This window comes from Nonomuraea fuscirosea (assembly GCF_035917475.1).
GTDB classification, from domain to species: Bacteria; Actinomycetota; Actinomycetes; order Streptosporangiales; family Streptosporangiaceae; genus Nonomuraea; species Nonomuraea fuscirosea.
The window spans coordinates 256,293-280,956 of record NZ_CP109074.1; the positions used below are offsets into that span (position 1 = coordinate 256,293).

General features: G+C 70.1%; 25 protein-coding genes, 1 tRNA gene and 1 riboswitch. Of the genes, 11 read left to right on the forward strand and 15 right to left on the reverse strand.

The genetic code is table 11. The features are described 5' to 3' along the window. Positions 1-23: 23 nt before the first annotated feature. Positions 24-1,613: a phosphoglycerate dehydrogenase gene (gene serA / locus OIE67_RS01130; protein WP_326635778.1), complete on the forward strand. Its 1,590-nt coding sequence runs from the start codon at positions 24-26 to the stop codon at positions 1,611-1,613. 489 nt (positions 1,614-2,102) lie between these two features. Here the strand turns inward: serA and OIE67_RS01135 are convergent, their stop codons facing one another. After that, on the reverse strand, positions 2,103-2,918 hold the full coding sequence (locus OIE67_RS01135; RefSeq protein ID WP_326635780.1) for a class I SAM-dependent methyltransferase: 816 nt from the start codon (positions 2,916-2,918) through the stop codon (positions 2,103-2,105). Positions 2,919-2,981: 63 nt separating this feature from the next. After that, positions 2,982-3,512, reverse strand: a complete 531-nt coding sequence (locus OIE67_RS01140; RefSeq protein WP_326635782.1) for a dihydrofolate reductase family protein — start codon at positions 3,510-3,512, stop codon at positions 2,982-2,984. A 136-nt stretch (positions 3,513-3,648) separates the two neighbouring features. On the opposite strand from OIE67_RS01140, the gene OIE67_RS01145 reads away from it, so the two are divergent. Next, positions 3,649-4,620 carry an ArsR/SmtB family transcription factor gene (locus OIE67_RS01145; RefSeq protein WP_326635784.1) on the forward strand — a complete coding sequence of 324 codons (972 nt, stop codon included), beginning with the start codon at positions 3,649-3,651 and terminating at the stop codon, positions 4,618-4,620. A 75-nt stretch (positions 4,621-4,695) separates the two neighbouring features. Here OIE67_RS01145 and OIE67_RS01150 read toward each other — a convergent pair whose 3' ends face one another. Beyond that, on the reverse strand, positions 4,696-5,103 hold the full coding sequence (locus OIE67_RS01150) for a C40 family peptidase (RefSeq protein WP_326635786.1): 408 nt from the start codon (positions 5,101-5,103) through the stop codon (positions 4,696-4,698). 180 nt (positions 5,104-5,283) lie between these two features. After that, positions 5,284-5,431: riboswitch (cyclic di-AMP (ydaO/yuaA leader) on the reverse strand. Positions 5,432-5,530: 99 nt separating this feature from the next. Between OIE67_RS01150 and OIE67_RS01155 the strand changes: the two genes are divergently transcribed. Beyond that, positions 5,531-6,577 carry a 3-isopropylmalate dehydrogenase gene (locus OIE67_RS01155; RefSeq protein WP_106249313.1) on the forward strand — a complete coding sequence of 349 codons (1,047 nt, stop codon included), beginning with the start codon at positions 5,531-5,533 and terminating at the stop codon, positions 6,575-6,577. Positions 6,578-6,863: 286 nt separating this feature from the next. After that, a complete protein-coding gene (locus tag OIE67_RS01160) occupies positions 6,864-7,961 on the forward strand; it encodes a branched-chain amino acid aminotransferase (RefSeq protein ID WP_326635789.1) in 1,098 nt (365 codons plus the stop codon). Positions 7,962-8,012: 51 nt separating this feature from the next. Here the strand turns inward: OIE67_RS01160 and OIE67_RS01165 are convergent, their stop codons facing one another. Beyond that, positions 8,013-8,519, reverse strand: a complete 507-nt coding sequence (locus tag OIE67_RS01165; RefSeq protein ID WP_326635792.1) for a Uma2 family endonuclease — start codon at positions 8,517-8,519, stop codon at positions 8,013-8,015. 248 nt (positions 8,520-8,767) lie between these two features. Between OIE67_RS01165 and OIE67_RS01170 the strand changes: the two genes are divergently transcribed. Beyond that, entirely contained in the window at positions 8,768-9,412 is a 645-nt protein-coding gene (locus tag OIE67_RS01170) for a DsbA family protein (RefSeq protein WP_326635794.1), read from the forward strand. Between the two features lie 258 nt (positions 9,413-9,670). Then, positions 9,671-11,248, forward strand: a complete 1,578-nt coding sequence (gene cimA / locus OIE67_RS01175) for a citramalate synthase (RefSeq protein ID WP_326635796.1) — start codon at positions 9,671-9,673, stop codon at positions 11,246-11,248. A 19-nt stretch (positions 11,249-11,267) separates the two neighbouring features. Here cimA and OIE67_RS01180 read toward each other — a convergent pair whose 3' ends face one another. Continuing rightward, positions 11,268-12,902 carry a heparinase II/III domain-containing protein gene (locus OIE67_RS01180; protein WP_326635798.1) on the reverse strand — a complete coding sequence of 545 codons (1,635 nt, stop codon included), beginning with the start codon at positions 12,900-12,902 and terminating at the stop codon, positions 11,268-11,270. 110 nt (positions 12,903-13,012) lie between these two features. On the opposite strand from OIE67_RS01180, the gene OIE67_RS01185 reads away from it, so the two are divergent. Continuing rightward, on the forward strand, positions 13,013-13,609 hold the full coding sequence (locus tag OIE67_RS01185) for an HD domain-containing protein (protein WP_326635800.1): 597 nt from the start codon (positions 13,013-13,015) through the stop codon (positions 13,607-13,609). A gap of 60 nt (positions 13,610-13,669) precedes the next feature. Here OIE67_RS01185 and OIE67_RS01190 read toward each other — a convergent pair whose 3' ends face one another. The 7 genes from OIE67_RS01190 to OIE67_RS01220 form a co-directional block, all read right to left on the reverse strand. Then, complete coding sequence (locus OIE67_RS01190) at positions 13,670-14,047, reverse strand: antibiotic biosynthesis monooxygenase family protein (RefSeq protein WP_326635802.1); 378 nt, start codon at positions 14,045-14,047, stop codon at positions 13,670-13,672. Between the two features lie 16 nt (positions 14,048-14,063). Continuing rightward, positions 14,064-14,651 (reverse strand): hypothetical protein, encoded by a 588-nt coding sequence (locus tag OIE67_RS01195; RefSeq protein ID WP_326635804.1) that lies wholly within the window; start codon positions 14,649-14,651, stop codon positions 14,064-14,066. Between the two features lie 22 nt (positions 14,652-14,673). After that, positions 14,674-15,537 (reverse strand): DUF6286 domain-containing protein, encoded by an 864-nt coding sequence (locus OIE67_RS01200; protein ID WP_326635806.1) that lies wholly within the window; start codon positions 15,535-15,537, stop codon positions 14,674-14,676. Further along, a complete protein-coding gene (locus OIE67_RS01205; RefSeq protein WP_326635808.1) occupies positions 15,534-15,884 on the reverse strand; it encodes an Asp23/Gls24 family envelope stress response protein in 351 nt (116 codons plus the stop codon). The genes OIE67_RS01200 and OIE67_RS01205 overlap by 4 nt, the downstream gene beginning before the upstream one ends. 92 nt (positions 15,885-15,976) lie before the next feature. After that, positions 15,977-16,165, reverse strand: coding sequence for a hypothetical protein (locus OIE67_RS01210; RefSeq protein WP_326635810.1), 189 nt, complete (start codon positions 16,163-16,165; stop codon positions 15,977-15,979). Continuing rightward, complete coding sequence (locus OIE67_RS01215; protein WP_326635812.1) at positions 16,162-16,422, reverse strand: Asp23/Gls24 family envelope stress response protein; 261 nt, start codon at positions 16,420-16,422, stop codon at positions 16,162-16,164. Before OIE67_RS01215 ends, OIE67_RS01210 begins: the two co-directional genes overlap by 4 nt. 227 nt (positions 16,423-16,649) lie before the next feature. Beyond that, complete coding sequence (locus tag OIE67_RS01220) at positions 16,650-17,192, reverse strand: Asp23/Gls24 family envelope stress response protein (RefSeq protein WP_407674883.1); 543 nt, start codon at positions 17,190-17,192, stop codon at positions 16,650-16,652. A 182-nt stretch (positions 17,193-17,374) separates the two neighbouring features. Here OIE67_RS01220 and OIE67_RS01225 point away from each other — a divergent pair, with 182 nt between their 5' ends. Both OIE67_RS01225 and gltX read left to right on the forward strand, forming a co-directional pair. Then, a complete protein-coding gene (locus OIE67_RS01225; RefSeq protein WP_106249291.1) occupies positions 17,375-18,151 on the forward strand; it encodes a fumarylacetoacetate hydrolase family protein in 777 nt (258 codons plus the stop codon). After that, positions 18,144-19,517, forward strand: a complete 1,374-nt coding sequence (gene gltX, locus OIE67_RS01230; RefSeq protein ID WP_326635817.1) for a glutamate--tRNA ligase — start codon at positions 18,144-18,146, stop codon at positions 19,515-19,517. Before OIE67_RS01225 ends, gltX begins: the two co-directional genes overlap by 8 nt. On the opposite strand, the gene OIE67_RS01235 is transcribed toward gltX, so the two are convergent. Next, positions 19,411-20,661 carry an MATE family efflux transporter gene (locus OIE67_RS01235; protein ID WP_326635819.1) on the reverse strand — a complete coding sequence of 417 codons (1,251 nt, stop codon included), beginning with the start codon at positions 20,659-20,661 and terminating at the stop codon, positions 19,411-19,413. The genes gltX and OIE67_RS01235 overlap by 107 nt on opposite strands. A gap of 55 nt (positions 20,662-20,716) precedes the next feature. On the opposite strand from OIE67_RS01235, the gene OIE67_RS01240 reads away from it, so the two are divergent. Beyond that, positions 20,717-21,265: a PadR family transcriptional regulator gene (locus OIE67_RS01240; protein WP_106249287.1), complete on the forward strand. Its 549-nt coding sequence runs from the start codon at positions 20,717-20,719 to the stop codon at positions 21,263-21,265. Positions 21,266-21,377: 112 nt separating this feature from the next. Here OIE67_RS01240 and OIE67_RS01245 read toward each other — a convergent pair whose 3' ends face one another. After that, positions 21,378-23,348: a M3 family metallopeptidase gene (locus OIE67_RS01245; protein ID WP_326635822.1), complete on the reverse strand. Its 1,971-nt coding sequence runs from the start codon at positions 23,346-23,348 to the stop codon at positions 21,378-21,380. A 166-nt stretch (positions 23,349-23,514) separates the two neighbouring features. On the opposite strand from OIE67_RS01245, the gene OIE67_RS01250 reads away from it, so the two are divergent. Further along, positions 23,515-23,586: transfer RNA gene (locus OIE67_RS01250), tRNA-Gln, on the forward strand. 41 nt (positions 23,587-23,627) lie between these two features. On the opposite strand, the gene OIE67_RS01255 is transcribed toward OIE67_RS01250, so the two are convergent. Further along, a complete protein-coding gene (locus tag OIE67_RS01255) occupies positions 23,628-24,584 on the reverse strand; it encodes an alpha/beta fold hydrolase (protein WP_326635824.1) in 957 nt (318 codons plus the stop codon). Positions 24,585-24,664 lie beyond the last annotated feature (80 nt).

The following is a 24,664-nucleotide window of genomic DNA, read 5'->3' on the forward strand; positions in this document are numbered from 1 at the left end:
CGTGACCAAAAGGATCCACACCTGTGAACAAGCCCGTCGTTCTGGTCGCAGAGGAGCTGTCCGAGGCTGGCCTCGCCGTACTCGGTGCGGATTTCGAGGTCCGCCACACCGACGGCGCCGACCGGTCCCAGTTCCTGCCCGCCCTCGCCGACGTGGACGCACTGATCGTCCGCTCCGCCACGCAGGTCGACGCCGAGGCCATCGCCGCGGCCCCCAAGCTGCGCGTCGTCGCCCGCGCCGGCGTCGGTCTCGACAACGTCGACGTCGAGGCGGCGACCAAGGCCGGTGTCATGGTCGTCAACGCGCCGACCTCCAACATCACCAGCGCCGCCGAGCAGACCGTCGCCCTCGTCCTGGCCAGCGCCCGCAACACGGCCCAGGCGCACTCCGCGCTGAAGAACGGCGAGTGGAAGCGGTCCAAGTACACCGGTGTCGAGCTGGACGAGAAGGTCGTCGGCATCCTCGGCTTCGGCAAGATCGGTCAGCTCGTGGCGCAGCGGCTGCAGCCGTTCGGCGTCGAGATCATCGCCTACGACCCCTACCTGCCGCCCGCCCGCGCCGCGCAGCTCGGCGTGAAGCTGGTGAGCCTCGACGAGGTCTTCAAGCAGGCCGACTTCATCACGGTGCACCTGCCGAAGACCAAGGAGACCCTGGGCATCATCGGCGACGAGGCGCTGCACAAGGTCAAGCCGAACGTGCGCATCATCAACGTCGCCCGCGGCGGCATCGTGGACGAGGCCGCGCTCTACTCGGCGATCAAGGAGGGCCGGGTCGCGGGAGCCGGCCTGGACGTGTTCGCCAAGGAGCCGTGCACCGACAGCCCGCTGTTCGAGCTGGACCAGGTCGTCGTCACGCCGCACCTGGGCGCCTCCACCCACGAGGCCCAGGAGAAGGCCGGCACCCAGGTCGCGCGCAGCGTGAAGCTGGCGCTCGCGGGCGAGTTCGTGCCGGACGCCGTCAACGTCCAGGGCGGCGCCGTGGCCGAGGACGTCAAGCCGGGCCTGCCGCTGGCCGAGAAGCTCGGCCGGGTCTTCACCGCGCTGGCGGGCGAGGTCGCCACCAAGCTCGACGTCGAGGTGCGCGGCGAGATCGCCGCCCAGGACGTCCGGGTGATCGAGCTGGCCGCGCTCAAGGGCGTCTTCGCCGACGTGGTCGAGGAGCAGGTCACCTACGTCAACGCGCCGCTGCTGGCCAAGGACCGCGGCATCGCCGTCGAGCTGGTGACCAGCGCCGAGAGCCCCGACTGGCGCAACGTGGTGACCGTGCGCGGCGTGCTGGCCGACGGCCGCACGGTCTCGGTCTCGGGCACGCTGTCCGGCCCCCGGCAGATCACCAAGATCGTCGAGGTCAACGGCTACGAGATGGAGATCGAGCCGACGGCTCACCTCTGCTTCCTCACCTACGCCGACCGCCCCGGCATCGTCGGCGTGGTGGGCCGCCTCCTCGGCGAGCACGGCATCAACATCGCCTCGATGCAGGTGGCCCGTGACGTCAAGGGCGGCAAGGCGCTCATCGCGCTGACCGTCGACTCGGCCATCCCGGCCGAGGTCGTCGAGCAGATCGGCGCCGAGATCGGCGCCGAGAGCGGTCGCTCGGTGGACCTGGAGGACTGACACACCCGCCTCGTCCGATCAGTGGGGAAGGCCGTTCCGTTTCACGGGACGGCCTTTCTTGTCTCACGATGCGAGATAGTAGGACATCCGAGCAGTATGCTCAGGTACTCTTACCGGTAATGCGCCAGGTTCTCGTACTTATTACCTGCCGCGGCGGGGCCTGTTAGGGCAGGTCGACGACTCGCCGCGGTGTGCGGCGTGTGCGTCGGCCGATAAGTCCCTTCGTCCGGTCCGTGACCCGGACCACGAGATCAGGCCCGGTCGGATTCCCGACCGGAGTCCGGCTTCCCAGTCGAACGACGTCCGCGAAATGAGATGAGTGAGATGTACGAGATGTATGCCTGGAACCGTGCCGACGACCACGAGGACGAGGCGGTCGAGGCCGTGCAGATGGCGCTGGACCGGCGTGACAACGGCGGCGCCCCGCAGAACTCCAGCCGGTAGCACGCGGGCGCCCCGCGCACGTCCGGCCGGCCGGACGCGGAGTCCTCAGAACTCCAGCCGGTAGAACGTCGCGGTCCTCCGCATCCCCGGCACCAGCGAGGCGATCCTGGCCACGGCGCGGTGCGCGGGCGACAGCAGGTCGAACCCGTCGATGTCGAACGCGCTCACGGCCGACAGGCAGCGCAGGCCCGGATGGATCGCCAGCAGCTCGGCGGGGCCGTCGATGCCCCAGTGCATCGTGGCCCCGGCCTTCCGCACGGGCTTGTTGAACCGCTGCAGCCGCAGCCCGAACCGGCTCAGCGCGTCGAAGACGAACAGACCGCTGGGGAACCGGTCCACGATCGCCCGCAGCAGCGCCCGGCCACCGTCCGGGTCCAGGTAGTAGAGCAGGCCCTCGGCCACGACCAGCGCGGGGGCGTCGGCGGGGATCCGCTCCAGCCAGGCCAGGTCGGTGACCGACGTCCCGACCGTGGCGTAGGCCCTGCGCTCGGGGAACAGCCGCCGGCGCAGCTCGACCACCTCGGGATGGTCCACGTCGTACCAGCGGACGGAGTCCGGCGGGTCGAGCCGGTGCACGCGGGTGTCGAGCCCGCAGCCCAGGTGCAGCACGGTGACCTTGGGATGGGCGTCGAGGAACCCGGCGGCCCACCTGTCCAGGAACCGCGCCCTGAGCGCGACCGCGGCGGCGCTGCCCGCGTTCATGCCCACCCCGCCGAAGTCGTGGTCGATCCGGCCGGCCGTCTCGGCGGCCAGATCGTCACCGAGGATCGGGTGCGGGGACCGGGCGTCCAGCGCCCTGCCGTACAGGGTGGCGAGGAGAGTGGCCTTCTCCTCCGTCAGGTGCACCTTCTCCGGCGACATGCCTTCACGCTACGTCCGCCGGGCGGCGGGCGAGGCGATCCCGGCGGCTGTGGCCCGGGACCTTCAGCGGCTGTAGTCGAGGAACAAGGTGCCGTTCTTGCCGCGTTCGACCTCGGTCAGCTGCCACGACCGGACCTCCTCGCCGTCGAACACCCGCCTGCCCTGGCCCACCACCGCCGGCGCGACGACCAGCCGCAGCTCGTCGACGAGCCCGGCCCGCATCAGCGACCGGGTCAGGTCGATGCTGCCGTGGATGCCGATGTCGCCGCCCGTCTCCTGCTTGAGCGCGGTGACGTACTCGGGCGCGGGAGTGGCGACGAAGGTGGAGCCGGCCCATGACAGGGCGGGCGTGCCGGAGGTGAGCACGTGCTTGCGGGTGGCGTTGATGAAGCCGGCGAACGGCTGGAAGTCCGAGGTGGGCCAGTGGCCGGCCCAGTAGTCGTAGGTTCCGCGTCCCAGCAGGACGTCGTCCTGGGTGGCGATGACCCGGTTGAGGTAGGCGATCAGCTGGGGGCCGTCGTCGGCGAGCCAGTCGCCCTCCTCGTACGCGATGCCGTCGAGGGACATGAGGTGGTAGAGCACGACCTTGCGCATGTGAGTTCTCCTGCTCGATCACTTGGGTCGATCACTTGGGCGGTGGGGCGAGCCCGTCGTGTGTCCCATGGTGTGGCCGGGGCACGGGTCTCCGCGATAGATTCGGCGGCAGCCGAATCCATGGGGGGAGTCGGGCATGCTCACCGTGACGTTCTCCGTCCATGACCTGACCTCGATCAGGTTCGCGTACTCCCCGCTCAGGGAGGTCTCCACCGGCGTCCACGCCCTGCGCACCCCCGCCGGGCGCGTCCTGCATCTGCCGTGGTTCAAGCAGGTGGGCGCCCGGCTCGGCGGCGAGCTGGCCCCGTTGCTCGACCTCGTTCCCGGCGGCTCGTACATCCCCGACTTCCTGTGCCCCGTCCCCACCAGCCCGCTCCCTGACCTGGCCGGCGAACTGGCGATGCTGCGTGCGACCCCCCACGAGATCATCCGCGCGGACCTCGACCGCATGGCGGACGAGACACCCGGCTCGTTGACCGGGCGTGCCATGGAGCTGTACCGGGATCCGGCCGCCGGCCTCGACCGGCTGGTGGACGCCATCGAGACCTACTGGCGGCTGGCCATGGCGCCGCACTGGCCGCGTATGCGCACCCTGCTCGAAGGCGACCTGCTCCATCGGGCCCGGCGACTGGCCGAACTCGGCCCCGCCGGGGTGTTCGCGGACCTGCACCCGGCGATCCGCTGGGAAGGCCGCACCCTCTACCTGGAGCGCCGCCCGGCGGAGTGGTCCAGGACGCTGAACGGCGAGGGCCTGCTGCTGGCCCCGTCCATCTTCGTCTGGCCCGGATTCCTCTACCGCACCGACTCCCCGGGCCAGGTGGCCATCACCTACCCGGTCCGCGCCATCGCCACGCTGTGGGAACGCGGCGCCGCGCCCGCCCCCGGCGCGCTGGCCGCGGTCGTCGGCCGCTCCCGCGCGCTGCTGCTGGGCGAGCTCGACGCCCCCGCCTCCACCACCGACCTGTCCCGCCGCACCGGCCTGGCCTCCGCCAGCGTCTCCGAGCAGCTCACCCTGCTGCTGTCGGCCGGCCTGGTCACCAAGCACCGCGTCGGCAGGTCCGTGCTCTACGTCCGCACCCCGCGTGCCCAGGCTCTGCTGGACGGCTGATCCCGCGGGCCGGGGGGGTGTGCGGGTGGGCGGCGGCCCCGCGCGGCCGCCGCCCACCCGCCGTCTAGCCCCGGCTCACAACACGGAGGCGGTGAGCGGGGCGGGGCCGGACTCCTCACGCTGTTCGAGCACGTGCTTCCACTGGCGTACGCCCGCGCGGTCCGGCCGGACCGCACCGACGAACGCCTGCCTGCGCCAGTCGGAGAGCTTCTCCTCCTTGACCACGTCGCCCGTGTGGGGGGAGTGCACCATGTAGCCGGGTTTGGAGATCATGCCCACGTGGCCGAGGCCGCTGAAGAAGACCAGGTCGCCGGGCTTGAGGTGGTCCCAGGAGATCTTCCTGGAGAACGCCCCGTACTGTTCGCTGGCGGTGCGCGGGAGTTCGATCCCGGCCGCCTCGTAGGCCCGGAGCATGAGCCCCGAGCAGTCGTATCCCTGTCTGCTCGCGCCGCCCCATACGTACGGGGTGCCGCGCTTGTCCATGGCGTATCTGATCGCGACCTTCCAGGGCGGAGCGGGGGTCTGCTTCTCCTGGATGCGCTTGATCTCGGCGCCGGTCAGGGTGGTGGTGTCGTCGTCGTCGGTTGCTGCCTGGGCTGCTGGGGTGGCCAGGAATAGTCCGGCGGCGGCCGCCGCCAGGACGATGGCGATACGAGACAGAGCACTGTCCTTCCATGAGGCCGGCCGGGTTAGCTGACGGGCTCGGGCCTGGAAGACAGCCCTACGGCGCGCTGGGCGCCGATTCGCCCCTGGGGGAGAGATGGGTCCCCGGCTCCACGCAGCGGCTGCGTGGATTAGGCCCGATGGACTCTAGCGAATGGGTCAAAAGGTAGTAAACCCCCAAAAATCGGACGTCCGGAAGTTGAGATGGTGTGTTCGTCAGACGAGACGAGCCGGTAAGGTACCGCCCATGGAGTCGCGTAACATCCGCTTGGCCGTCATCCCCGGGGATGGCATCGGCACCGAGGTCGTCGCCGAAGGACTCAAGGTCCTGGAGGCGGTGGGCACCAAGATCGAGCCCACCCACTACGACCTGGGGGCCGCACGCTACCACCGCACGGGCGAGACGCTGCCCGACTCGGTGCTGGAGGAGCTGCGCGGCTTCGACGCGATCCTGCTCGGCGCCATCGGCGACCCCAGCGTGCCGCCCGGCATCCTTGAGCGCGACCTGCTGCTGCGCCTGCGGTTCACCTTCGACCACTACGTCAACCTGCGCCCGGTCAAGCTGTTCCCCGGCGTGGAGACGCCGCTGGCCGACACGCCCACCGAGGACATCGACATGATCGTCGTCCGCGAGGGCACCGAGGGCCTCTACGCCGGCACCGGCGGGGTCATGCGGCGGGGCACGCCGCACGAGATCGCCACCCAGGAGTCGCTCAACACCGCCCACGGCGTCGAGCGCGTGGTGCGTTACGCGTTCGAGCAGGCCAAGTCGCGGCCGCGCAAGAAGCTCACGCTCGTCCACAAGACGAACGTGCTGTCCTACGCCGGCGACCTGTGGCAGCGCACGGTCAACCGGGTGGCCGAGGAATACCCCGAGGTCACCACCGACTACAGCCACATCGACGCGGCCTCGATGTTCTTCGTCACCCAGCCCGAGCGCTTCGACGTGATCGTCACCGACAACCTGTTCGGCGACATCATCACCGACCTCGGCGCGGCCATCGCCGGCGGCATCGGCCTGGCCGCCAGTGGCAACATCAACCCGGAGCGGACCGCGCCCAGCATGTTCGAGCCGGTGCACGGCAGCGCGCCCGACATCGCCGGCCAGGGCAAGGCCGACCCCACCGCGACCATCCTGTCCGTCGCCATGCTCCTCGACCACCTCGGCCTGCGCGCCGAGGCGGCCAAGGTCGAGCAGGCGGTCGCCGACGACATCGTCGAGCGCCTGGCCGGCTGGGCCGGTCGCACCACGCACGAGATCGGCGACGACATCACCGCGCGAGTATCCGGCTAGGACCGCCTAGCCCCGATCAAGCGCCTGGCGGTCCGAGGAGGACTGCCGGGCGCTTTTTCGTGTGCGGGTTCGGGTTCCGGCGGCCACGCGTGCAGCGCTCAGTGTCAAAAGGACTAATCATCCCTTTGGCCCCTTGCTATCCCATATGGCGAGACAATAGGAAGTACGGACTGCCCTTACGGGCATGGCCGCTCACCGCGGCGGGGCCGCAGTCAGCAAGCAGATCCCGTACATCCGCTAGATTTCGGTAGATTTTCGGTAGACCGCAGAGAGAAGGACCGCCGTCATGACCATCGCTCAGAAGCTCAGCTTCGACGTGCAGCTATCCGACCACGCTCGCACCGCGGCCGAGCGGGAGCAGGTACTGACGGACCCCGGTTTCGGGCAGACCTTCACCGATCACATGATCTCGATCGACTACACCGAGGGCCAGGGCTGGCACGACGCCCGGCTGCTGCCGTACGGGCCGCTCCAGCTCGACCCGGCCACCGCGGTCTTCCACTACGCGCAGGAGCTGTTCGAGGGGCTCAAGGCCTACCGCCAGCTCAACGGGTCGATCGTGACCTTCCGCCCCTACGCGAACGCCACCCGCTTCAACCGCTCCGCCGCGCGCATGGCCATGCCGGAACTGCCCGAGGAGACCTTCGTCGACTCGCTGGAGCTGCTCGTCCAGACCGACAAGGAGTGGGTGCCCACCACCGAGGGGCACAGCCTCTACCTGCGCCCCTTCATGATCGCCACCCAGGCGGGGCTGGGCGTCAACTACCCGTCGAAGACCTACAAGTACATGGTCATCGCCTCGCCGGCGGCCTCGTACTTCACCGGCGGCATCAAGCCCGTCTCCGTCTGGCTGTCCACCGAGTACACCAGGGCCGCCCCCGGCGGCACCGGCTTCGCCAAGTGCGGCGGCAACTACGCCGCGGCCTTCGTCGCGCAGCGGCAGGCGGTGGAGAACGGCTGCGACCAGGTGGTCTGGCTGGACGCCCACGAGCACCGCTACGTGGAGGAGATGGGCGGGATGAACCTGTTCTTCGTCTTCGGCGGCAAGCTCGTCACCCCCTCGCTCACCGGCACCCTGCTGCCCGGCATCACCAGGGACTCGATCCTTGAGCTGGCCGGGGACCTCGGGCTGGAGACCGAGGAGCGGCTCATCAGCGTGGACGAGTGGCAGGCCGCGTGCGAGTCGGGCGAGCTCACGGAGGTGTTCGCGTGCGGCACCGCCGCCGTGGTCACGCCGGTCGGCACGGTCAAGGGCGCCGACCGCTCCTGGACCATCGCCGACGGCACGCCGGGCCCGGTGACCATGCGCGTGCGGGAGGAGCTGGTGGGCATCCAGTACGGCGCCCGCCCCGACACCCACAACTGGATCCACAAGATCGTCTGATTCCAGGAGCCGTGCTGCGTTCCCCGAGGCCGCGGGCCCCGGGGAATCGGTTCACCACAGTTCCCGCGTCTCCACGGCGAATTCCCAGGGCGCCGGAAGAATGAGCGGTTCGGCGCCCGCCACCAGGATTTCCGTCCCGTATTTCCCGCCCTCCGGCCGGCCGAAGAGTTTCACCGTGCACTCCAGCGGATCGACCAGCAGATAAAGCGGCACCCCGCCCCGCGCGTATTCGCCCGGCTTGACGTGATAATCCTCGTAGACGCTGCCGGCGGTGACGATGTCGACGAGCAGCACGGTCGCGTCGCCGTACACCGCGTGTTCCATCCGCATGCGCGGGCGGCGGGGCACCACGGCCAGGTCGGGCACGTAGCGGTCGGCGTTCTGGCCCAGATAGACGGTGATGTTCGGCCAGATCTCCCAGCCCCGCTCGACCGCCGGGCCGATCAGCCGGCACACCATCTGGAAGACGAGCGTGTTGTGCTGCCACGTTCCGGACTCGTTCACCACGATCCGGCCGCGGGCCGTCTCCACCCGATATTCCGGAAGCAGATCGCGCACGCTGCGAAATCGCTCTTCGAGTGGCCCGGCCATGCCTTCCGTCCTTCACCTGCGTCGGGTTGATCGAGCGTACGGCCGGACGGGTGTGTGACAACAGGGTGTGATCGTCGCCCGCCGAGGCCGGACAGGTATGGCCCCGCCGGCTTTCACGATCCGCGCCGCCGCCCGCGTTCAGCGGGCGGGCCTTATACGGGCGTTGTTTCCGTTTCCGGTAAGGTTCGCGCGATCGACGACGTGAGAGTGGGCTGATGATGAAGCGGTTGCTGGCGGTCGCGGTGGCGGGATTGGCGATCGCCGTGCTCGGGGTGCTGGCGTTCTCCGAGCCGGGCGAGTCGTCCGACGGCGTGACCCTGAGCAGGCAGGCGGACGGCTCGATGGTCCTGGCCGACCTGGGGAGCATGGCCCCGGTGCTGGACGTGTACGAGGACTTCGACTGCCCGGTCTGCAAAGACATGCACGGCAAAGTGGACACGACGATTCAGCGGCTGGCCAGGGAGGGGAGGGTTAAGGTCGTCTTCCACACCGTGACGATCTTCCGTGACGAGCCCATGCGCTCCAACTCCATCCGCGCCGCCGCGGCCGCCCGCTGCGTGCCCGAGGCGAACTGGCTGGCCTTCAGGGACGCGTTGTACGCCATGCAGCCCGCGCCGCACGGCCAGGCGTCCGGGTTCGCCGTCGCCGACCTGGCCGCCGCCGCGAGGAAGGCGGGCGCGTCGGTGGACTCGTGCGTGACGTCACAGTCGTACGCGGACGTGCACGTGGCGGAGACGGCGAAGATCCCGCTGGAGGGCACGCCGACCGTGGTCCTCGACGGGCAACTACTGGGCAACGAGGCGTTCGACCCGGCCGCGCTGGAGAAGCTCATCACCGGAGGCGTCGGCGTCCAGGTGTGACCAGAGCGGGGTGAAACCCGAACGTGTGCACGCGCTCTGACCAGGCGTGCACACGGAAGGTGTCCATGGGGTGAGACCGGTGTGCCAGATGGTGAATCCATGTGGCAGACTGGGCGGCACCATGTTCTACAGTCTGCTCATTATCGGCAGGCGCGCCGGCTGACGAAGGACACCGCCGGCGCGCAGACCTCTCACGTCCGTGAGGGGTCTTTTTGTTTTCCCGAAGACACCGAACCTTCCGCAGAGAAGAGACCACTCATGGCCGACGACCGCTTCCACGTATACGACACGACACTGCGGGACGGCGCGCAGCAGGAGGGGCTCACCCTCACCGTCGCCGACAAGCTCGCCGTGGCGCGGCACCTGGACGGCCTGGGCGTCGGTTTCATCGAAGGGGGCTGGCCGGGCGCCAACCCCAAGGACACAGAGTTCTTCAGGCGCGCTCAAACAGAGCTCGACCTGAAGCACGCGCAACTCGCCGCGTTCGGCGCGACCCGCCGGGCAGGTATGAAGGCAGCCGACGACCCTCTGGTTGCCGCGTTGCGCGAATCCGGCGCGCCGGTCGTGACCCTTGTCGCCAAGAGTCACGACCGGCACGTGGAGCTGGCCCTCCGCACGACTCTCCAGGAGAACCTCGCGATGATCCGCGACACGGTCTCTCACCTTCGTGCGGAGGGACAGCGAGTCTTCCTCGACGCCGAGCACTTCTTCGACGGCTACAAGTCCAATCCAGCCTACGCGCTGGAGGTCCTGCGCACCGCCGCCGAAGCCGGGGCCGACGTCATCGCCCTGTGCGACACCAACGGCGGCATGCTCCCCGACGAGCTGGCCGAGATCGTCCAGGACGCCGCCCGCGCCGGCGCCCGCGTCGGCATCCACTGCCACGACGACACCGGCTGCGCCGTGGCCAACACCCTGGCCGCCGTCCGGGCCGGCGCCACCCACGTGCAGGGGTGCGCCAACGGCTACGGCGAGCGCTCAGGCAACGCCAACCTCTTCACGGTCGTGGCCAACCTGCAGCTCAAGCGCGGGTACGACCTCGTACCGGAAGAGTCGCTGGCCGACATGACCCGCATCGCCCACGCGATCACCGAGCTCACCAACGTCACCCCCAACTCGCACGCCCCCTACGTCGGCACCTCCGCCTTCGCCCACAAGGCCGGGCTGCACGCCAGCGCCATCAAGGTCGACCCCAACCTCTACCAGCACATCGATCCGGCGCAGGTCGGCAACGACATGCGCATGCTCGTCTCCGACATGGCCGGGCGGGCCTCGGTCGAGCTCAAGGGCCGCGAGCTCGGCTACGAGCTGACCCCCGAGCACACCAAGTCACTGGTCGAGCGGGTCAAGGAGCTGGAGGCCGAGGGCTTCACGTTCGAGGCCGCCGACGCCTCGTTCGAGCTGCTGCTGCGCGACACCGTGCAGGGCGAGCGCAAGCGTCACTTCGACGTCGAGTCCTGGCGGGTCATCGTCGAGCGCACCAAGGGCGGCGAGCTGGTCAGCGAGGCCACGGTCAAGCTGTACGCCAAGGGCGAGCGCATCGTCGCCACCGGCGAGGGCAACGGCCCCGTCAACGCCCTCGACAAGGCCGTCCGCCAGGCGCTGGAGCAGCTCTACCCCGAGCTGGCCAAGCTGGAGCTGATCGACTACAAGGTGCGCATCCTGGAGGGCACCCACGGCACGGACGCCGTCACCCGGGTGCTCATCACCTCCAGCGACGACAAGAGCGAGTGGGCCACGGTCGGGGTCGCCGAGAACATCATCGACGCGTCCTGGCAGGCCCTGGAGCAGGCCGTCACCTACGGCCTGCTGCGGGCCGGCCGCGACCTCACGTAGGCGCCGCGGTTGCCGCTCGTCAGAGCAGCTTGGTGGAGAACGACAGGCCGTCCACCTTGACCTTGCCGCCCGAGCAGGACACCTTGGGCGAGTCCGTCCCCGGCACGATGATCGTCAGCAGCGACTTCGCCGCCGGGGACTTCACCACGCTGGCCGGCTGCTTGGCCAGGTACGTCGGCGACACCCAGCCCAGCTTGCCGCCGCGTTCCACCTTCTGCCCGCCGGTCCGGCCGCACGACGCCGAGTACTGCAGCAGCGTCACCTTGAACTTGCCGTCGGCCAGGACGACCTTGCCGCCGCCGTTCGAGACGACCTTGAACGACGGGGCGAAGCGCCAGATGCTGCTGACCTTCTTGCCGCCGGAGGCGGTGTCCAGCACCGCCATCAGGTCCTCGCCGTGGTTGACCAGCACCGAACGGGTGCGGCTCACCCCGTACGCCTTGTCGGTGAGCTTGAACGCCTGCCGGTCGTCCCCGTACGACGACTTGATCAGTTTGCTGGCCGTGCGCGGCCGGAACCTGGCCCCCACGACGGTCGGCACGTTGTGCGCCTCGGGGGAGAGCGTCCAGTAGCGGTAGGAGCTCTTCTCGTAGGAGTGGAACCCGCCGTCCATCAGGATGTCGCGCCCCTGCGCGTAGTAGGTCACGCCCAGGTGGTCCTCGTGGCCGTGGAACTTCATGCCGGGGCCGTACCTGATCGAGTAGTACGCCGAGTCCGGCTCGCCCCACTTGGTGCGGCCGAACACGTATCCGGCCCGGTAGGTCTTCACCTTCTGCTTCGGCGTGCCCGTCTCCATCTTCGGCTCGGTCTCGGCGCTGCCGTCGCCGATGGGCACCATGAAGCCGTTCGGCAGGGTCGAGTGGGCGATGAAGTCCTTCAGCGCCTCCGCCCGCCTGGAGATCTCACCGGGTACCTTGCGGCCGCACGCCTTCATGTTCGTCATGGCCACCTGGAGCCGGCCGTAGACGTAGACGGCGTAGCGCGGGGCCTGCTCCATCAGCGCGCCCTGCGCGTCCACGTCCAGCTTGACCGTGCCGGTGAGGCGGCGCGAGGCCAGGTTCGCCCAGTCCTTCCTGGCGTACCTGCAGCCGATGCCCATGAGCGCGATGTCCTGGTCGATGCCGTGGTTGTGGCCCTTCTTGTAGAGCCTCGGGTTCGACAGGAGCTTCGCGTGCGCGGCCAGGCTCTCCTTCAGCCAGCCCGCGTTCACGTGCCTGCTCAGGCAGAGCAGCGGCTGGGTGCGCAGGGAGACCGGGTGGTCCTTCCAGACGTACGACGGGGTGCCCTTGGCCCCGTACCTGTTGCTCGCCACCCAGTCCTTGGCGATGTCGGTGGCGCGGTCGAGGTACTGGCGCTCGCCGGTGTTCTCGTACTCGACGACGAGCGTGCCCATCCAGCGCAGCGACTGGAACACGAACTCCCACGACCGGTTCTTGAACGGGCTCGCGGCCCACTTGATGTCCTTGCCCAGCTTGTACGCGGGCAGCCCCACCAGCGAGATCTCGCCCTTCATGACGTCGTTCGCCGTCGGCGTGCCGGGCAACCAGTCGCCCTGGCACTCGGCGGTGCGGGTCACCTTGTCGGTGGCCTGAGCCGGGCTACCCAGAGCTCCGACCGAGAGCATGAGGGCGAGAGGGATCGCGAGCCGGCGCACGCCAGTTCCTTCCGGACAAAACGATGAGGGCGGGACATGCTTTCGGAAATTCGATCAAGAGGTCAAGCCGAGTGCCCGATTCGTTAGCCGCCCGATGCATGCTGGTACCTGTGAGATTCGACGACCTGGTGATCCCCGACACGCCCGCCTGCCGTGGCGCGCTCGAAGTGGCCACCGGCTACCACACGCCATCGCTGCTCAACCACTCGATCCGCGCCTATCTGTGGGCGGCGGCGTACGCGCAGGGCAACGGCATCGCCTTCGACGCCGAGCTGCTCTACGTCTCGTCCATGCTGCACGACATCGGGCTGGTGCCGGAGTTCGACAGCAACGTCGTGCCGTACGAGGAGGCCGGCGGGCACGTGGCCTGGGCCTTCTGCGCCGGGGCCGGCTGGTCGCCCGAGCGCAGGTCACGCGCGTACGAGGTGATCGTCAAGCACATGTGGGCCGAGGTGCCGGTGGCCGAGGACCCGGAGGGGCACCTGCTCGAACTGTCCACCGGCATGGACATCTCGGGCCGCCGTACCGACGAGATCCCGGCCGAGGTGCGGCGGGAGGTGCTCGAACGCCATCCGAGGCTGGAGATCGCCAAGGAGTTCAGCGTGTGCGTGGCCGATCAGGGCGCGCGCAAGCCGGCCAGCTTCGCGGCCGGGTTCGTCCGCGACGGCATCGTGGACCGCATCCTGCGCAACCCGCTCGACGCCTGAACGGGTCCCGCGCTCACCTGCTGAGCGGGTCCCGCGCGACCCGCTCGAAGCCTTGAAGGACTACGCCTTGGGGCCGGTGCTCTCGGCGACCTCGAAGGTCCACACCTCCGAGCCCGACGCCGCCGGCCCCTGGCCGTGACCATGCCCGTGCCCGTGGCCCTGACCCGGCTCCTGGCCCTGGTTCTCGCCGGCCTGGGCCGCCGCCTGCGCGTGACCGCGCCGGAACGCCTCGCCCTGCTGCCACTTCTGGAAGTCCTCCTCGCTGCGCCAGCGCGTGTAGACGAGGTACTGCTCGGTGCCCTCGACCGGCCGCAGCAGCTCGAACCACTCGAACCCGTCCGCCGACTCCACCATCCCCGCGCGATTGGAGAAACGCTTCTCCAGCTCCGCGCGCATCTCGGCGGGCACGGTCAGCACGTTGATCTTCACTACGGACAACAGAGGACCCCTCTCGTCAGCGCACGATCCGGTGCGGCGAAGGTGAGGGCTCCAGGCTAACGCGGGCCAGCGCCGGCACCTGATCCCGGTCCAGCGCGTCCCGCATGTGCGGCAGCGCCACCATGGTCAGATGTTCGGCCAGCTCGCCCATGGGCGCCGACTCGTCGGCCACCAGGCGCAGGCGTACCTCGGGATGGCCGCGCGGGCACCGTACGTTCGCGTCGGCGCTGAGGACGGCGGGGCTCGTCGCCACGTCGGCCGCCACCGCCCGCTCCATCCCGCCCGGCGACACCTCGGTGACCCCGGACGGGCCGCCCTCGACGCGCAGCCTCCCGCGCGCCTCCCTGCGTCCCTGCACGACCAGCCAGCGCAGCCCGAGCACCGCCACGACGAGCCCCGCCAGGGCCACCAGCCACCAGATCCACGGGCTGTTGCGGGCGAAGAAGCCGACCACGTTGCCGTCCACGACCGGCGTGTCGGCCGCCGCCCAGTCCCGCGGGAACGCGCCCAGCCCCCTGGCCAGCGCCGAACCGCCCAGAACGGCCAGCACCAGCCCCACCAGCGCCAGCCCCAGCCGGTTCCCCCGCCCTGTCTTCCTGTTCACCGCGCCCCCTGTCGTCGTCTGATCATCCGCGCCGGCGCTCCTTCACGTGCACCGTCACCCGGTACGGCTCCACCAGGTCCAGCGCGGCCAGCCTGGTCAGCACCGCGCCGCGCACCTCCTGGCCGAACTCGCCGGTGTCCCGCCCGTACGTGGTCGGCCGCACCTCGAAGGTGTGCCCGTGCCGGACGGCCCGCGCCGAGTGCACGCCGGGCACCTGCTCGGCCGCGTGCGCCAGGGCCCGGGTGACGCTCTTGGGGCGCAGGCCGATGATCACGTCAGGGTCGCCGCTGCGTACGGGCACCATGCTCGGCCGCCCCGGCACCAGCGCCGTGATCAGCAACGCCAGCCCGAGCAGCGTCACCACGGCTGAGGCGAGCAGCATCAGCGGGTCCGACCAGAGGGTCGAGGCCGCCCAGTTCAGCAAGCCCTCGTACGGGATCCACCGCAGCGGCCGCCCGAACAGCCCCGACAGCGTCTCGACGGCGACGAGCAGGCCGAGCAGGGTGAGCAGGAGGGCGACCACGACGGCGGGAACCCGGCGCTGCGGCCGAAACGCCCGCACCGCCGCACGATCAGCGGCCTTCGACCGCGGCACGTCGAACGGCGCCCGATACGCCCCCGAAGGTTCGCCGCCGGCCGAGTCCGGGATGAGGCACATCTCGGGCGGGCCGCCGTCACTCTGCTCGTTCGCCCCGGCGCCCTGCCCGTCCGTCCACAGGTCGTGCTCGGCCGCGCGCGGGTCGCGGTGCTGCTCGGGATACCGCTCGGTGGGCGGATCGGGGTGCTGCTCGGGGTAAGGCTCGGTGGGCGAGTTGCGGTGCTGCTCCGGGTACGGCTGGGTGGGTGGGTCGCGGCGTGGGTCGGGGTCTGGGATGCGTGAGGTCATGGCAGGTCGCCGCCCAGGTCGGTCATCGTGATGTCCAGGCGGGTGACGTCCAGCCCGGTCTGGGCGGCGACGCGCCGGGTCACGTGCTCCCTGAGCCGCGTCGCCACCGCTCGCAGCGGTGACGGATAGCCGACGCTCACGTTCAGCCGCAGCGTGACCTGGTCCCCGTGCACCGCACCGCTCGACGCACGCGTCCACGGGAGCCCGCGCGGCCGCACGTCGCGCACCTCGGGCACCTCCATGGCGGCAGAGCACGCGATCTTGGTGATCACCCGGTCCGAGATCTCCGTACGCCCGCGCCGCTCCGGCGACGGCAGCGGAGCAGGCCGCTGCGACGGCACCACCACACGGCCCGCCCTCACATCGGGAGCGACGCCTGAGGCCGTGTTCGGACCGGTGCTTGGTGTCGTGTCCGGGCCAGGGCCGGGGACTATGTCGGTCATTTCCGTCTCAAGGACAGGCCGGAAAGGTTCACCTCGCCGGTTTCGGCGATTCGGCCGATCACGAAGCCGACCGCGCCGAGCACGAGGACGAGCAGGAACGCGCCCAGCCCCCCGAACGCTCCGGTCAGCCCGAGCACGATGCCCACGGCCATGCCGATCACCGGCATCCACTGGATGTTGTTCATGGTCCCTCCACGATGATGTCGTCGACGCGAACGTTCACCGGACGGTCCCCGGCCAGGTCGGCCACGGCCCGCCGGACCTCGTCGGCGGTCTCGGGCAGCGGCCTGGCCAGCGTGGCGACGATGGCGATCTCCACCGCCCGCCCGTCCACCGACACGCCGACGAACCGCTCGTTCGGCAGGTACGTGGCCACCGTCCCGAACGGCCCCCCGGACAGCCCCGCCACCCCGGCGCATTTCCGCACCCGCCCCGCGATCATCCGAACCTCGGACGACGCCCCTCCGCCGTCACCCGCCCCGCCGGCTCCGCCCGGATCATCCGCGACGGGCCCACGGGCCGGTCCGGCAGGCGCCCCACCCGGCCCGACCGGGCCGCCTTGCGCGACCGGGTCACCATGCGAGGCTGGGCCGTCTTGTGCGACCGGGCCGCCTTGGACGAGCGGGGCAGCCGGGGTGGGTGGGGTGCCGGGGCCGGTCGGGGTGCCGGTCATCGGACGCGGGACTCCTGCTCCGCGTCCCCCCTGTGCCCGTCCTGCCCCCGGGCCCGCTTGCCATCACGCTCCTGATCGCGGTCCCGATCACGGTCACGGTCCTGGTCGGGCAGGTGGACGTCGTCCACCCGGATGTTGACCTCGGTCACCTCCAGCCCGCACATGCGCTCGACCGCCCCGATGACGTTCCTGCGTACGGCCGCCGCCAGTTCCGGGATCGCGGTCCCGTACTCGGCAACCAGGTCCAGGTCCACGGCCGCCTGCCGTTCGCCCACCTCGACCGACACGCCCTGGGCCACGCTGGGGTCGCCGCCGACGATGTTGCGCATGCTGCCGAGGGCCCGCGCGGCGCCTCCGCCCATGGCGTAGACACCGGACACCTCCCGGGCGGCCAGGCCGGAGATCTTGGCGACGACGCCGTCCTCGATGGTGGTCGTGCCCTTGTCCGTGACGAGCGAGCGTGGCGAGCCGGAGCTCTCCTGTGTCCTGGCCCGTGGCACGGTTCCGGTCGCACCGGTTCCGCCGGGCCGGTTCGACATCGTGTCCGACACGATCGGTCACCCCCTAGATATCTCCTTACAAGTCCACATAACCCCTGCTACACGACCGAAGCCCATTAAAACGGACTTAAGGTCGAATAATGGGCAGGCCCTGACTCGCCCGCAGGCGGGGCGGGTAAAAGGTGGGCGGACCCCTCTGGCGTCGGCGATAGCCTTGTCGGGTGCGTATAGCGAGGTTCTCCACAGGCGAAGGCGTCTCGTTCGGCGTGGTCGAGGGCGGTCCGGGCGAGGAGTTCGTCTCCGCGATCTCCGGCCACCCGTTCAGCCAGGTGCAGTTCACGGGCGAGCGATTCCCGCTGTCCCAGGTGAAGCTGCTGGCCCCGATGCTGCCGAGCAAGGTGGTCGCCATCGGCAGAAACTACGCCGAGCACGCGGCCGAGCTGGGCAACGAGGTGCCCGACGAGCCGCTCATCTTCATGAAGCCGTCCACCACGGTGATCGGCCACGGCGAGAACATCGCCTACCCCACGACGCTGTCCGACCGCGTCGACTTCGAGGGCGAGCTGGCCGTGGTGATCGGCCGGCTCTGCCGCGAGGTGCCGGTCGAGCGGGTCAAGGACGTCATCTTCGGCTACACCTGCGCCAACGACGTCACCGCGCGCGACCTGCAGAAGAAGGACGTGCAGTTCACCCGGGCCAAGGGGTTCGACACGTTCTGCCCGCTCGGGCCGTGGATCCAGACCGATCTCGACGCGAGCGACCTGGCGCTGACGACCACGGTCAACGGCGAGATCCGGCAGAGCGGCCGTACCAACCAGCTCATCCACGACATTCCGGCGCTGGTGGCCTACGTCAGCGCCGTCATGACGCTGATCCCCGGCGACATCATCCTGACCGGCACCCCCGCGGGCGTCGGTCCTCTGCAGATCGGCGACGAGGTCAGCGTCGGCATCGAAGGCATCGGCACACTCACGAACAAGGTGGTCTCCCGTGACTGACGTACGGGTGCGGTTCGCCCCGTCACCAACCGGCATGTTCCACGTGGGCAGCGCCCGCGCCGCGCTGTTCAACTGGGCCGTGGCCGAGCAGTCCAAGGGGCGGTTCATCCTGCGCATCGAGGACACCGATGCCACCCGCAACCGGCCCGAGTGGACCGAGGGCATCATCTCGGCGCTCGACTGGATCGGCATCAACGGCGGCAATCCGGTCTTCGAGGGCCCCTACTTCCAGTCGGCCTACGAGCCGCAGCACCGCGAGGCCGTGGCCAAGCTGCTGGCCGACGGCAAGGCCTACTACTGCGACTGCACCCGCGAGCAGGTCCAGGAGCGCACCGGCTCGAAGGACAAGGGTTACGACGGCTTCTGCCGCGAGCGCGGGCTGAGCGAGGGCGCGGTGCGCTTCCGCACCCCCGACGAGGGCGTCACCGTGGTCGACGACCTGGTGCGCGGCCGGGTGGAGTTCCCCAACAACGCGCAGGAGGACTTCGTCATCGCGCGTTCCGACGGCTCGCCCCTCTACGTGCTGGCCAACGCCGTCGACGACATCACCCAGGGCATCACCCACGTGGCCAGGGGCGAGGAGCACCTGCCCAACGCGGTCCGCCAGGAGCTGCTCTGGCCGGCGCTGGGCGCGACCCCGCCGGTCTGGGCCCACCTGCCGGTGATCGTCAACGAGCAGCGCAAGAAGCTGTCCAAGCGCCGCGACAAGGTGGCGCTTGAGGACTACCGCGCCGAGGGTTACCTGCCCGAGGCCATGGTCAACTACCTCATGCTGCTCGGCTGGGGGCCCGGCGAGGACCGCGAGATCATGCCGTGGTCGGAGATGGTGCCGCTGTTCCGGCTGGAGGAGGTCAACGCCTCCAACGCCTTCTTCGACGAGAAGAAGCTGCGCGCGTTCAACGGCGAATACATCAGGGCGCTGCCGCTGGAGACGTTCGAGGAGCGCTGCGCCCCCTACCTCGGCGAAGCGTGGGACCGCGAGCTGTTCAGCAAGGTCGCGGCGCTGGCCCAGACCCGCATCGCCGTGCTGTCGGAGATCCGGCAGAACGTCGACTTCCTGTTCCTCGACGAGCCCGTCTTCGACCAGGCGTCCTGGGACAAGGCGATGAAGAACTCCCCCGAGGAGATCCTCACCGGCTACCTGGAGCGCCTGGAGGGCGTGAGCTGGGACGCCGAGTCGCTCAAGGAGGCGCTGGAGCAGGTCGGCGCGGCCCACGGGCTCAAGCTGGGCAAGGCCCAGGCCCCGGTGCGGGTGGCCGTCACCGGCCGGACGGTGGGTCTGCCGCTGTTCGAGTCGATCGAGGTGCTCGGTCGTGAGCGGGCGCGGGAGCGCCTGCGCGCCGCGCTGGCGCGGCTGCGAGGCTGATCGACGCCCCGGCGGCCATCGACAGCCACACGCCGGTGACGCCGAGCCACGAGCTCAGCGCGTACGCGAGCGGCAGCTGCACCGCGAAGCCCGCCAGCGTGGCGGCGAGCAGACGGCCGCCCCTGCCGCTCGCCTGCAGCACCCCGCCCACGGCGATCAGCCCGCCGAAGGGCACCAGGTAGAGCGTCATCCAGCGCAGGAACGAGACGGCCGCGGCCGGATCGCCGGTGAACATCCCGGCGACCGGCGCGGCCAGCAGGTTCAGCACGAGCGCGACCGCCGCGCCCGACCCGAGGCCGAGCAGGAGCGGTGACCTGACGGCCTCCGACCGCGCCGTACGGATCATCGCCGCCTGCCGCAACGCGTAGAAGACCATGACGCCGGCCAGCATGATCTTCTGCCCGATGCCGTAACCGGCCACCTCCGACGTGCCGAACCCGGCCACGATCTCCACCAGCGCCATGCCCACGACCGCACGGGCCAGGAAATCTCCGGACATGGGGAACCCGGTGCGGAGCACCTCGCCGGTCGTCAGGCCGTGCCCGGCGGGGACGCGCAGGCGTACCAGATAGAGGAGCGCGATCGCCAGCGTGACGGCCCGCGCGATCACCGTCGCCAGCGCCGCACCCTGGACGCCCATGCCGAACCCGAAGATGAACAGCGGGTCCAGCGCGACCACCAGCACGTTGCAGATGATCGCGTGCCGCATCGGCCGCCGGGTGTCGCCCAGGCCCTTGAGCACGCCGTCCACCACCGTCTGGGCGTAGTACACCGGCAGCCCGCCCAGCGAGATCAGGAAGAAGTCCGCCGTCAGCGCCGGATCGTCGGTGAACAGCGCGGCCAGCGGCTCGCGCAGCAGCACGCCCGGCACGGCGACGGCCACGGAGCAGACCGCCCACAGCAGCCATCCGGTCCTGATCACCGGCCCCAGGGGAGCGCGCCCGTCGCGGCGGCCCACCAGCACGGTGATCCCCGTCGGAACGGCCAGGAACAGCCCGTAGGCCAGGTATTCGGCCGTGGTGCCCACGGTGACCGCCGCGATGGCCCCCTCGCCCAGCCCGGACACCCAGAGCAGGTCGATCAGGCCGACGGCGACCACGGCGGTGAGCAGCTCCACATAGATGGGCAGGGCGAGCCGGATCATCACATACCTCGTTTCGATGTATATCGTTTAGAGGTATAGCGTTACGATGCACCCCATGGCAAGCGGCGGTGACCTGAGCCTCACCATCCTGGGGTTTCTGCACGAGCGGCCGATGCACGGCTACGAGCTCAAGTCGCGGCTCACGGCGCTGACCGGCCACCTGCGCCCGGTCAGCGACGGCGCGCTCTATCCGGCCATCTCCCGGCTGGAGGGCAAGGGGCTGGTCGAGCGGCACGAGGAGGCGGGCGCGGCGGCCGCGCGCAGGCAGGTGCTGACGATCACGCCGGCCGGGCGCGAGGAGTTGCTGCGGCGGCTGCGTGAGCCCGCCGACCTCGACATCAGCGACCAGAGCCGGTTCTTCGCCCTGCTCACGTTCCTGTCGGCGCTGCCCGATCCCGCCGACCAGGCCGCGGTGCTGCGCCGCCGGCTGGCCTTCCTGGAGGCCCCGGCGAGCTTCTTCTACGAGGGCGGCAGGCCGGTCAGGGCGAAGGACGAGCCGGACCCGTACCGGCGCGGCATGCTCAAGATCGCCCGCGCCGTCAGCCTGGCCGAGCGCGCATGGCTCCGTGAACGCCTCGAAGAACTGGACGCCGCGCCCCACTGACCGCCGGAACGCGAGCGGCCCGCCGCGCGTCGTGCGCGGCGGGCCGCTCGGGTGTCAGCGGTCAAGCGGTGTCCGTACGGGCGGTCATGCGGGTGCTCGTACGGGCGGCGGCTCAGGTGAGGCCGCGGCGGGCCAGCAGCGGCTGGATCGTGGCCTCGCGCCCGCGGAAGTTGCGGAAGGCCGTCAGCGGGTCGATGCTCCCGCCCCTGGACAGCAGCTCGCGGCGGAAGTGGTCGCCGTTCGCCCGGGTGAGCCCGCCGTTCTCCTTGAACCACTCCACGCTCTCCGCGTCCAGCACCTCGCTCCAGATGTAGGAGTAGTAGCCGGCGCTGTAGCCGCCCGTGAAGATGTGGGCGAAGTAGTTGGTCCGGTACCGCGGCCGCACCAGCGGGAAGGCGATCCCGGCCGCCTCCAGGGCGGTCGCCTCGAACGCCTCGGGGTCGGTCACGTTCTCGCCGGCGGCCAGCTTGTGCCAGGCCCAGTCGAGCAGCGTGGCGGCCAGGTATTCGACGGTCTGGAAGCCCTGGTTGAACATCTCGGCCGCCTTCAGCTTCTGCACCAGCTCGGCCGGCATCGGCTCGCCCGTCTCGTGGTGCTTGGCGTAGTTGGCCAGGATCTCGGGCCAGGTCACCCACATCTCGTTGACCTGCGACGGGTACTCGACGAAGTCGCGCGGCACGCTGGTGCCGGACACGCGCGGGTAGCGCACCTTCGAGAACAGCCCGTGCAGCGCGTGGCCGAACTCGTGAAAGGCCGTGTTCACCTCGTCGTACGTCAGCAGCGTCGGCCCGGAGGCCGGCTTGGTCACGTTGAGGTTGTTGATCACCACCGGCTTCTGCCCGAACAGGATCGACTGGTCGACCAGGTTGTTCATCCACGCGCCGCCGCGCTTGCCCGGCCTGGCGTACGGGTCGAGCACGAACAGCCCCAGCGGGGTCCCGTCCTCGTCCGCCACCTCGAACACGCTCACGTCGGGGTGGTAGCCGCCCAGGTCGGGCCGCTCGGCGAAGGTGATCCCGTACAACTTCGTGGCCGCGAAGAACACGCCGTCACGGTAGACGCGGTCGAGCTCGAAGTACGGCCGCATCGCCGCGCCGTCGAAGTCGTAGCGGGCCTGGCGCACCTTCTCGGAGTAGTAGGACCAGTCCCACGGCTCGATCGCGAACCCGGCCTGCTCCGCCAGCGCCTCCGCCTCCTTCTTGGCGTTGCGCACGGCGGGGCCGACGAGCTGGCCGAGCATGTTCTCGACCGCCTCGACGGTCTTGGCCGTCTGGTCGGCGACCGAGTAGGCGGCGTGGCTGGGGAAGCCGAGCAGTGCCGCCCGCTCCGCCCGCAGCGTCGCCATCGTGACCGCCAGCTCGAAGTTGCCCGGCGCCCGGTTGACGCTCAGCTCGTAGAGGCGGCGGCGCACGTCGCGGTCGGTCAGCCGGGCCAGGCCCGGCTGGAGGGTGTAGTTGAGCAGCGGCAGCACGTACGTGCCGTCGTCCTGGCGCAGCGCCTCGATCTCGGCCTCGTCGAACCCGTCGAGCTCCTTCGGGTCCGTCACCCGCAGCGCCGACTCGGTGGACGCCTTGAGCAGGCTCTGCGCGAACGTCGTCGAGAGCTTCGACAGCTCCTCGTTGATCGCGCGCAGCCGGTCCTGCTCCGGCTCCGACAGGTCGGCCCCGGCCCTGATGAAGTCGTCGCGGTACTTCTCCAGCAGCCAGGACTCCTCGGCGTCCTCCGTGGTGACCTGCTTGACCCGGGCCCACAGGGCCCGGTTGAGCCGGATCGCGTCGCTGTGGCGGGTCAGCTGGGGCGAGACCCGCTTCTCGATCTCCATGAGGCCGTCGGTCGTGTTGGACGCCGAGACGGTGAAGAAGGCCGTGGCCGTGCGGTCGAGGATCCGGCCCGACCGCTCGAGCGCGGCGATCGTGTTCGCGAACGTCGGCGGCTCGGTGCCGCTCGCGATCGCGTCGACCTCGGCCAGCTGCTCGGCCATGCCGCGCTCGAAGGCCGGCAGGTAGTGCTCCTCGCGGATCTCGGCGAAGGGCGGCAGCTCGTACGGCAGGTCGCTGGGGGCGAACAACGGATTCTCAGCCAACGCTTGGGCTCCTCCACGTGCGTGTTTTGTCCCCTTCAGCTTGGCACGGCCGGGCACGTGAGGGGAGCGGCGGAGCGCGGGTCGGCGAATCGTTTTGGTCTTAGCCCCAGAGCTGGGCTATTCTTTCGGACGTCGCCAAGCGCGCTCCGCGAGGAGATCGCAGCGGTGGGGTATGGTGTAATTGGCAGCACGACTGATTCTGGTTCAGTTAGTCTAGGTTCGAGTCCTGGTACCCCAGCATTTACACGGACATCTCTCAACGAGATGTCCGTTTCTGTTTTACCGGGCCAGCCCGGCGAGAATTTCCGTGATCCGCCGGTACGACTTCCGCGTCGGCGCGTGCGGCCCCTTCACCGAGAAGACCTCGAACCGGTTGCCCGGCGTCGCCTCGTCCGCCTCCCTGATCATGCGGTCCTGCAGCGCCGGCGGGATCACCCGGTCCAGCGTCTGCCTGACGTAGACCCGCGGCACCCGTCCCCAGGCGTCCTTGCGGCCCCTGGCGTCGGCGCTGGACACCTGGAGGCTCTCGTCCGGCAGCGACGAGTTGAGCATGGCGAGAAACTCCCCGTCGGTCCCCTCCGCCATGAACGCCGCCTTCGCCGCGGCCAGGAACTTCGCGTCGTTCGTGCGCCAGTTGAGCCTGATCGCCTTGAGCACGGCGGGATCGCCGACGACGGCCGGCAGGATGGCCGCGCCGAGGCTCGTGCTCCCCTCCGGCGTCTCCAGGTACTCGGCCGGCGACCGCAGCTTCGTGCAGCAGTACGCGCCCACGTAGACCAGCCGGTCGATCAGGCCGGGCACCTCGTCGGCCGCCTTCGTGATCGTCGAGCCGCCCAGGCTGCCGCCCACCAGGATGACCGGGCCGTACCGGGCGGCCCGGCGCACCACGTTCACGGTGGCCTCCACGTAGTCGTCCAGCGTCACCCCGGCCATGGGGGAGGGGATCGCGGCGAGCGCCTTCAGATCTTGCGGCGCCTGGTAGGCGGCGTGGAACTGCTCCTCGGCGCCGTGCCCCGGCAGGCTCACGCCCACGGTGCGGTGGCCGCGCAGCACGAGTTCGGCATCGCCCGAGGCCATGCCGTTGGAACCGGTCACGAAGACGTACGTGGTCACTTCTCTGCTCTTTCCCTGGGCGGAGGCGGACGAGCTCAGGACGGACATGGTGGCGGACGCGGTGGCGGCGGCGCCGGTGGCGGCGGCGAGCCGGAGGGCCGCTCTGCGGGTCGGTTCGTTCATGCCTCGATGCTCGCGCCGGAGGCAGGGGGCGCACATCGCCCGCCGGGGCGGACATGCGGCCGACGGCGGCCATCAACCGA